The sequence below is a fragment of the Bacillus sp. LL01 genome (assembly GCF_001037965.1).
In genome coordinates this window covers 1-9,018 of record NZ_LFEL01000055.1, presented here as the reverse complement: position 1 = coordinate 9,018, position 9,018 = coordinate 1, and the positions used below count along the sequence as shown (strand labels likewise).

At 42.6% G+C, this 9,018-nt stretch carries 8 protein-coding genes; 1 reads left to right on the top strand and 7 read right to left on the bottom strand.

Annotated features, from left to right (window positions below; genetic code table 11):
• The coding region (locus tag AB685_RS23675; protein WP_047973042.1) for a glycoside hydrolase family 13 protein at positions 1-2,258 on the bottom strand (2,258 nt) is incomplete at its 3' end.
• Positions 2,259-2,471: 213 nt separating this feature from the next.
• Entirely contained in the window at positions 2,472-3,170 is a 699-nt protein-coding gene (locus AB685_RS23670; protein WP_047973041.1) for a Crp/Fnr family transcriptional regulator, read from the bottom strand.
• 121 nt (positions 3,171-3,291) lie between these two features.
• Between AB685_RS23670 and hmpA the strand changes: the two genes are divergently transcribed.
• Positions 3,292-4,524, top strand: a complete 1,233-nt coding sequence (hmpA, locus tag AB685_RS23665; RefSeq protein WP_047973040.1) for an NO-inducible flavohemoprotein — start codon at positions 3,292-3,294, stop codon at positions 4,522-4,524.
• 158 nt (positions 4,525-4,682) lie between these two features.
• Here the strand turns inward: hmpA and AB685_RS23660 are convergent, their stop codons facing one another.
• The 5 genes from AB685_RS23660 to AB685_RS23640 all read right to left on the bottom strand — a co-directional run.
• Positions 4,683-5,681 carry a nuclease-related domain-containing protein gene (locus AB685_RS23660; protein ID WP_047973039.1) on the bottom strand — a complete coding sequence of 333 codons (999 nt, stop codon included), beginning with the start codon at positions 5,679-5,681 and terminating at the stop codon, positions 4,683-4,685.
• 277 nt (positions 5,682-5,958) lie between these two features.
• Complete coding sequence (locus AB685_RS23655; protein ID WP_047973038.1) at positions 5,959-6,807, bottom strand: SDR family oxidoreductase; 849 nt, start codon at positions 6,805-6,807, stop codon at positions 5,959-5,961.
• A 1-nt stretch (position 6,808) separates the two neighbouring features.
• Entirely contained in the window at positions 6,809-7,879 is a 1,071-nt protein-coding gene (gene uxuA, locus AB685_RS23650) for a mannonate dehydratase (RefSeq protein ID WP_047973037.1), read from the bottom strand.
• Between the two features lie 16 nt (positions 7,880-7,895).
• Positions 7,896-8,522, bottom strand: a complete 627-nt coding sequence (locus AB685_RS23645) for a bifunctional 2-keto-4-hydroxyglutarate aldolase/2-keto-3-deoxy-6-phosphogluconate aldolase (RefSeq protein WP_047973036.1) — start codon at positions 8,520-8,522, stop codon at positions 7,896-7,898.
• Positions 8,523-8,600: 78 nt separating this feature from the next.
• Positions 8,601-9,018, bottom strand: a 418-nt coding sequence (locus AB685_RS23640; RefSeq protein ID WP_047973035.1) for a zinc-binding dehydrogenase, incomplete at its 5' end; no start/stop codon positions are given.

The following is a 9,018-nucleotide window of genomic DNA, read 5'->3' as shown; positions in this document are numbered from 1 at the left end:
ATTACACGCTCCTCATCATTACTGCGTTCAAACACAAGGGCATCTCTCGTTGCAGAATGAGCCTCGAAATCGCCTGTTCTTAAAGCTGAGTGGTTAGCGCGTAATTTAATAATTTCTTGATAATGCGCCAGTAAATCTTGATCTTGCTCCTCTTCATCCCAAATCATCCACTCACGATACCAGCGATCTTTCCACTCTGTGTAATCGTTATGGTTGGCACTTTGCGAAAGACCAACCTCTGTCCCGTAGTAGATGACCGGGGAACCTGGAAGCATGAATTGCGTAAAGGATGCTAGTTTTAGCTTGTCGGTGTCATTGCCTGCTTCATATAAAAAGCGTGGCAGATCATGATTATCTAGGAAAGTCGTCATGATGTATTCAGGATGATAGACTGCCTCGTTTTCCTTCACATATTGCACAATGGATTGCATCGAGCCATCAAAGGCAAAGGTTCCTTTAAACGTATCATGGAAACCAAAGTCTAGAGACCCGTCCAGTTTTCCGGCATAGGTTGAGATCTTCTCGCGAGAATCCCATACCTCACCAAAAACATACATCTCCGGATMAATCGATTTTACTTTTTCACGGAAATCAACCCAGAAGCTGTAGCTTGGCCCTTTCGCATAATCAAGTCGTAGGCCATCAAAGTCTAATTCCTCTAACCAAAATGGAACAACTTCATTGAGCATGTAGTCACGCGCTTCCTGGCTGTCATTATTAAATTGTGGTAATTCTTCAATGCCATAGAACGTCTCGTATGTGCCATCTTCGTAAAATGTGTACCAGTTGTAATAAGGGCTATCTTCCCCATTTTTGAGCGCATCTTGGAAAAATGGGTGCTGACTCGAGGTGTGGTTTGGTACAAAATCATAAATGACTTTCATGTCACGACTATGCGCTTCCTCAATTAATTCTTTTAATGCTGCAACTGTCCCAAAATTTTCGTCCACCCCTGTAAAGTCAGTTGGGTGATAGCCGTGGGAGTAAGGTCCTTCAAAAACAGGCGATAGCCAAAGCGTATCTACACCTAGGTCTTCCATGTAGTCAAGCTTTTTCAGAACGCCTTCAATGTCGCCCCCCATCCAGTCTTTTAACGCCTCTTCCATCGGCAAACTAGAGTCAACATCGAAGTTATTATCGGGATTTCCATCAAAGAAACGGTCGACAAAGATATGATAAATGACGGCATCCTTTGCCCACTCTGGTGATGTGTAGTTTTCAACATAGTAAGCAAATTCCGTTGCTTCTTCAGCTTGCAAGCTATTTGTATCAGCAAATTGCGAGCCTTCGCCGCCCGTTGCCCAGACATCAACCACATATTTAACAGGCGTTCCGTCGGCTTGCTTTGGAATCTTACCTTGTAACGTCGTGCGATTTAAGTTGTCTTCTTTCGTTGTTTCAACAATGGATAAAGGAGCAAACTCTCCAACTTCAGCTTCTCCTTGTGCTCCAATTGGCGAGGCTCCGTCTGTTGTAAAGTAGATGCCACCTTCATCAATCGGTCCATAATGCTCTACCTCAACTGTGATCGTCACCTCATCATTTGGAGAAGGGATAAACGGATCATGCTGAAATTGATGGGAGACATTTTTGGCAACAGGTAGGCCTGTCCACTCTGCAACAATATCCTTTATTACCGTTCCTTCTTCTGTAAAGGTAGCGACTCGATTTGCCTCTCTCACTTCACGATATTTCTGATCGCCTAAACCATAGCGGTACTCGAGCTCTTCTCCAGCGTTCCCTTGTAAAGTAACTGAATAGGTCTCACCATCTCGATCTAGTGGCGTTACACTATAATTGAAACTATTATTACTCGTTGCAACAGTTGGTACGACCCAGTCAGGTGTGTCTTCCGGAACGGTTAATTGCAGAGTAATAGACCCATCATATTCAGTCGCTGGTCTAACATCTACTTTTCTCTCATTGTGTGGATCAAAATAAAATTGATACTCCCCATTTTGCGGGACTTGGAATCGTAGGTTTTCACCCGATAACCAGTTATTATCCATCACAAATTTATATTGAAACTGATTGCCACCTGCTAGTGACACAGGCTCACTTTTCCATAATTCTTCTGTCTCATCAAATGTAAGTGGATGATTTTCCCCATCCCACCTCAATGGTGATTCCCCGCGCAGTACGACTTTTTCGTACACTTTGTCGCCAGCAGCTTGTACCTCACTCGTTTGTGCAAACGGTTGCACAAAAAGCGATAATAAAAGGCTTAACATTACAATCCAGACTACACTCTTTTTCATGTTATTCTCCTCTCATTCTCTTATTTACAGCATTTTGAAAACGCTTACTATACTCATTGTATGATGGGTACAATTGTCAATGCAACAATTTTCTGAAAAATAGGCAATCGGTTGCACATACGATGAGAGCAGGCCTTTATAGAGTAAGTTATTGGACTGAGTTGCTGGTCTTTATACTTAGTTCTTTAACACTATTAGCGAGGAGGAGTGCGTTCACTCCCCGTATAACTTCCCTTCCATCTCTTCATGCACAAAGCAAAGCCTGACCTCGCTACTATTTTTCAATAGTCCTTCTTTTTTCAGCTTGGTTAACGTTCGGTTGATGGTTTCTCGTGTTGTGCCGATCATATTAGCTAGTTGCTGATTTGTGTAGTCGGACTTGATCACCGTCGTACCATCCTTTAGCTTGCGTCCATTCGTTTCGCCTAGTCGGATTAAGAGTTTGATCACTTGTTCATATGTATTGTTCAAAATTTGAGCCTCGAGGCGGTCTTGTAAGTCGACGATTTTCTTACCTAAGACGTTGAATACTTGAATGCAAAGCTCTGGATTGCTTCTTAAAATGTTTTCAAAGTCACGAATCGGAATGACGACGAGTTCGGCTTGCTCAAGCACTTGCGCAAAAGCCGGGTAGCCTCCTTTACGGAAGAAACCGACATGTGGAAACATCTCCCCTTCTTTTAAGATCGCGACAATTTGTTCGCGCCCTCGACTATCGGCTTTGTAAATTTTAATACGGCCGCTATAGATAAAATAGACATTTTCGATCGGCTCGCCTTGCATAAAAAGATGACTACCTTTCCCCCACTCGCGATGGATCGAGATATCAACAATTTGACTCAGTGAATGGTCATCAAGCCGGGCAAACAACGGGAAATGAGTTAACAATTCCTTAATCGTATCCGTGTTCAAAACAGGGGWCCCCTCCTTCACCAATTAGACATATCATTTGTGATTTAAATCACACCTTAACATGTCGCTCACCCCTATAATCATAAGTGTAAAGATCAGACACGCAAAGGAGCGAGTGCACATGTTATCTAAAGAAACTATCTCTATTATAAAGTCTACAGTTCCGGTATTGGAAGTCCATGGAACAAAGATTACGACTCGTTTTTATCAATTGGTATTTGAACGTCATCCTGAGCTATTAAATATATTCAATCATGCCAATCAAAAACAAGGGCGTCAGCAAACAGCTCTAGCTAATTCTGTGTATGCAGCTGCTGTTCATATCGATCAACTAGAAGCGATTTTACCAGTCGTTAAACAAATCGGGCACAAGCATAGAAGTTTAGGTGTAAAGGCTGAGCATTATCCAATTGTTGGGGAGACTCTACTGGAGGCGATCAAAGAAGTCCTTGGAGATGCCGCAACCAATGAAATCCTCGGTGCGTGGGGCGAAGCCTRTGGTGTCATTGCTGATGCCTTTATCGGCGTCGAGAACGAAATGTATGAGGAAGCTGAATCGCAAGTTGGAGGCTGGGCTGACTTTAGAGAATTTGTGATCGCGAAAAAAGTAGTGGAAAGCGATGTGATTACATCCTTCTATTTACAACCTTTTGATGGCGGAGAGATTGCGACTTACCAAGCAGGGCAATACGTAACAGTAAGAGTGCAGCCAGAAGGCCTCGAGCATACTCACTTACGTCAATACAGTCTATCTGACGCTTCAAGAAATGACTATTACCGCATTAGCGTCAAACATGAGAATGACGGGGTTGTCTCCACTTATTTACATGAAAAAATGGAAGAAGGCGACAAGCTAGAGTTAAGTGCGCCAGCTGGAGATTTCGTTTTAGATACAAGCAGCGAAAAGCCAGTTGTGCTCATTAGCGGCGGCGTGGGCGTGACACCGATGATGAGTATGTTAAATACAATTGTACGTGAGCAACCAGCGCGTAAAGTCACCTTTATCCATGCAGCGCAAAACGGTTCGATGCAAGCATTTGGCGAACATGTCGAAGAAGTGGCTGCAATTTATAAAAATGTGAACTGTTATGTTTGTTTGGCTGAACCTACTGAGGACGATGTTGCGCGTGCCAAGTTTGACCTTCAAGGATTGATTGAGCTTGGCTGGCTGCGCTGTGCTTTGGCTAATGCTGGGGACGATGCGGAGTACTACTTCTGCGGCCCGGTGCCGTTTATGAAAGCGATCAAGCAGCATTTAGTGGAGTTGGGCGTTAGTGATGAGCGTGTCCATTATGAGTTCTTTGGACCGGCGGGGAGTTTGGAAGTAGCTGAAAAGGCGTCATTTCCCAGATAAATGGATGCACTTGCCCGATTATGAGGGCGTTTCGTCGGATTATTAGTTGACTTCGTCGGAATATCTGATTTTGGAAACGAATTTCGACATAATTTCGTCGAATTACTCCTCTTCCTAACTCATTTCCAATTACTAATGATAAAAAGAAGACTMCAATCTCAGTCGGAGTCTTCTTTTTGGGCTGCTTCATATAATTGATCTATGTTTATTAGATAAACTCGTGATTTGGTAGCTCCTATTTGAGGTAAATGTAATGAAGTAAGCAACCTTTTTGCAAGTGGTGGATGAACCTTTAGAAATTTGCATGCCTGTTTGTTCGTAATTGAGTTTTTAATTAAAACTTCATAGTCGATTAAGCTATGAATATGTGCCATTCCTGATTGGTGGTAGCAAAAAGTGCATAGCCACTTACCATGAAGCCTCCGCATAGGTATAGCAAAACACTTTGGACAATGAACTCCTTTTACTAAATCTTCTTCTTGAAGGTTGTAGGAAATGAGCGGATCAAATGTAGTTGGGGAATGGGATTTGTTCAGAATTCTGATGGCTTTTTTAAGCAATTTTGGAGGGTAGATTAGTGTGAGATGTTGAGTGGTTAGCTTTAAGATGCGACTTACGAGTACGGTGTCTCGGATAATGTATCTTCTTAGGTAGTCAGTTGTTTGTGAGGTTGTAATCCGGCTAAGCGAATTTGTGATAACAACAATGGTTTCGATCGGGATATCTGGAAACTTATAATCTTTGAGCAACTCTTTTAGTTGCGATGCTTGTCTTTTCACCTGAATGATYGGGTCAGGAAAGACATCTTCAGCATCAGCGGTTGAACGAACTAACTGCTGAAATTCCGGCTCAAATGTTAACGTACCGAAAAGATGTTTGACCTCAATAAGGAGAATATAGTTTGGAGTGAGGATAAGGGTGTCGATTTGGAAGAAGTAATCGCCACTTTTTATTCTTAGATCGTGGAAAATGACGTATTCTTTTTGCGGTAGGAAGCTGAGGTGGTAATCTAGAGCGCTCTCCCCTTTATAACCAGCTCTCCTTTTCGCTAAGTCGGCTTCGATTTGAGGTCGTTTCGGGTGGTGGGAAGGAATTCTGCGTAGAAGTGCTTCTAATTTGGCGATGTGAACAGGGATTTTGCGAGGTTTTGCGATCATTTGGGGCTCCTTTTCTTTTTAGAGTAGTATGAACTTCGACAAAATAAGCATTTTCCCTTTATTTGAAACTAAATTTAATAATTGATGATCTTATTCCGACGAAATGATGTCGTTTTCCGACGGAATGGCTTCTGATTCCGTCAAATTAAAGCTTTATTCCGACGAAACCCCATCATATTCCGACAAACGCAGCAAATATCTGGAAATCATCCCCACCTAACGCACCTCCGCTCACCAAAAAAGCACAACCGCCCCAGCGGCTGTGCCCTCCCCATTCTTATACTCCAGAATAAGCCATAAACCCGCCATCTACTGGCACCGTAATACCAGTGACGAATCCTGACATGTTCTCATCTGCTAGCCACAAAAGCGTTCCCAATAAATCTTCCGGATCACCGAATCGTCTCATCGGTGTATGTGTAATGATCTTCTCTGAACGCTCAGTTAAGCTTCCGTCTTCGTTTTTGARCAACTTATGATTTTGCTCGGTTAAGAAGAATCCCGGTGCGATCGCATTCACACGCACACCTGATTGGGCCATATGCACAGCTAACCATTGCGTAAAGTTATCAATTGCTGCTTTGGCTGCACTGTAGGCTGGCACTTTTGTCATTGGTGAAGGAGCACTCATTGAGGAAAGGTTAATGACGACAGCACCTTTTTTGTCGACCATTCTTTTTAGGAATACTTGTGTAGCATTTACTGTTCCTTGGATATTTAAGTTGAAAACATGCTGGAAGCCTTCATTGTTCATATCGAAAAAGGTTTGCACTGAATCGTTTACGACATCTTCCTTTTGAAAAATTTCATTGGTTGTCGTGCCTTTTGGGTGGTTGCCCCCTGCCCCATTAATTAAAATGTCGCATACTCCAAATTCTTTTGTAATTCTTTCTTCTGCTGCAATAATGCTATTCATATCAAGAACATCGCATGCGATGGCAAGAGCTTCTCCACCAGCATCGATTATCTCTTGTTCGACTTGTTTCCCTTTTTCTGCTGTGCGATTTAAGATTGCTACTTTTACACCTTGGCGACCAAGCTCCCTAGCCATGGCGCTACATAACACACCGCTTCCACCTGTAATAACGGCGATTTTGCCATTTAAATTTTCATTTAGTGCTAGCATGTTACGCCTCCCTTTTTGCTTTTTCTAACGTGTCCCAAATTCCCCACATATACATAATGCCAAGGGCTCTGTCATATAAGCCGTAGCCTGGTCTACACTTTTCATCCCAAATGTGGCGACCATGGTCAGGGCGCGCGTAACCGGTGAAATTATTTTCATGATAGGCCGTCACAACATCTGTAATATCTATGGAGCCATCTTCTGTGCGGTGGGAGGTTTCGATAAAATCTCCGTTTTCAAAAATTCTCACGTTTCTGATATGAGCAAATGGAATACGATCGGCGAACTCTCTTACCATTTCCGCTACATTATTCGAAGGGTTTGAGCCTAGTGATCCACTACAGAGAGTCAAGCCATTTGATGGGCTATCTACTAGTTTTAAAATGCGTTGCAGATTTTCTTTATTCGTTACAATTCGAGGGAGACCAAATACAGACCATGGTGGATCATCAGGATGAATGGCCATTTTGATATCGTGTTTCTCTGCAACTGGAATAATTTTTTCTAGAAAGTACTGAAGATTATTCATCAAGTCTTCTTCTGTGACACCCCGGTATGCTTCAAATAGTTTAGTTAAATCGGCAAGACGTTCCGGCTCCCAACCAGGCATCGTCATTTCAGAATTATCACTAATCTGTTTAACTAGCTYCATCGGGTCAATATCATGAATTTTTGAGCCCTCGTAAAATAGAGCGGTTGATCCATCTTCTAGTTCTTTTGCTAGGTCGGTGCGTAACCAATCGAATATCGGCATGAAATTATAGCAGATTACTTTCACTCCAACACTTGCTAGCTTCTCTATCGTCTTTATATAATTCTCAATATAGCGATCTCGTGTAGGAAGACCTAGTTTTATATCTTCATGAACATTTACACTTTCGACAACCTCAATATGTAAACCATGATCTGTAGCTTGTTGTTTTACATCTTGAATTTGGTCCAATGACCACTCGTCACCAGCAGGTACATCATGTAAGGACCAAACGATTCCTTCGACGCCTGGAATTTGCTTCACGTCTTTTAAAGAAATATGATCATTTCCTTCTCCAAACCATCTAAACACCATTCTCATTTTGTATCCCCCCTTATTAGTTTGATAGGATATTCACGTAATTTCGCGCAGCTTCAATAACGCCTTCTTCGCCTGAAGTTTTTAATGCTTTATTCCAGTCACTTCCCACTCCAACTGCAGCAGCTCCGTTTTCGATCCACTGCTGAACGTTAGAGGCATTTACACCGCCTGTTGGCATGACTTCCACATGCGGAAGAGGACCTTTTACAGACTTGATAAAGGAAGGTTCAAATTGATTACCAGGGAATAGCTTAATCAACGACACACCATATTCTGTGGCCTCTTTCATCTCGCGAATCGTCATGCAACCCGGAACATAGGGAACTTGATATCTATTACAAAGCATAGCCGCACCTTTATCAAAGCAAGGAGATACCACGTACTCCGCTCCATTTAAAATCGCAATGCGGGCCGTCTCTGAATCTAGTACACTTCCCGCTCCAACTGTAATATCAGGGTAACTTAGACTTAATTGTTTAATGAGACGAACCGCATCCGGTGTAGTAAAGGTTACTTCTATAGATGTGATGCCCCCTGCAATACAACCATTTGCAATCGTTTCAGCTTCTTCAAAGGTATCCCCTCTCACGACTGCTGTGATACCTGCTGTGATCATTTTATTAAGCGTATTATAGCTTTTCATATCGCTTTTTCCTCCTCTTAAACTAGCTGCTATTTACATATGAGGCTCACCACTATCAGAGGGTGAGCACAAATGGGTTTACATGGAGATTACTGCTTTTCGAACTTCATCTGGATGGCTTTCGATAAACTCCATTGCCTCTTTAATTTGATCGATTGAGAACGTATGGGTTACCATTTTGTCGACATTTAGTTCATTGTCTTCCATCCATTGAATAACAGGTGCAAATTGATTGGTTTGTAATCTTGATCCTACAATTGTCAGCTCTTTTTTTGTGATTGGTAATTGTGAAATGTGTGACGGACGCTCATCAAATCCTAAAACAACCACCCGTCCTGCAATCGATGYGACTTGGGTACCTAGCTCAAAAGTTTGTGGGAGGCATACGGCATCAATCACCACATTTGCCCCTTCGCCTGAAGTGGCGTTCATCACTTCCTCGAACACATCAACCTCTCCTGCATGAATCGCTTGATCTGCTCCACACTCTACGGCA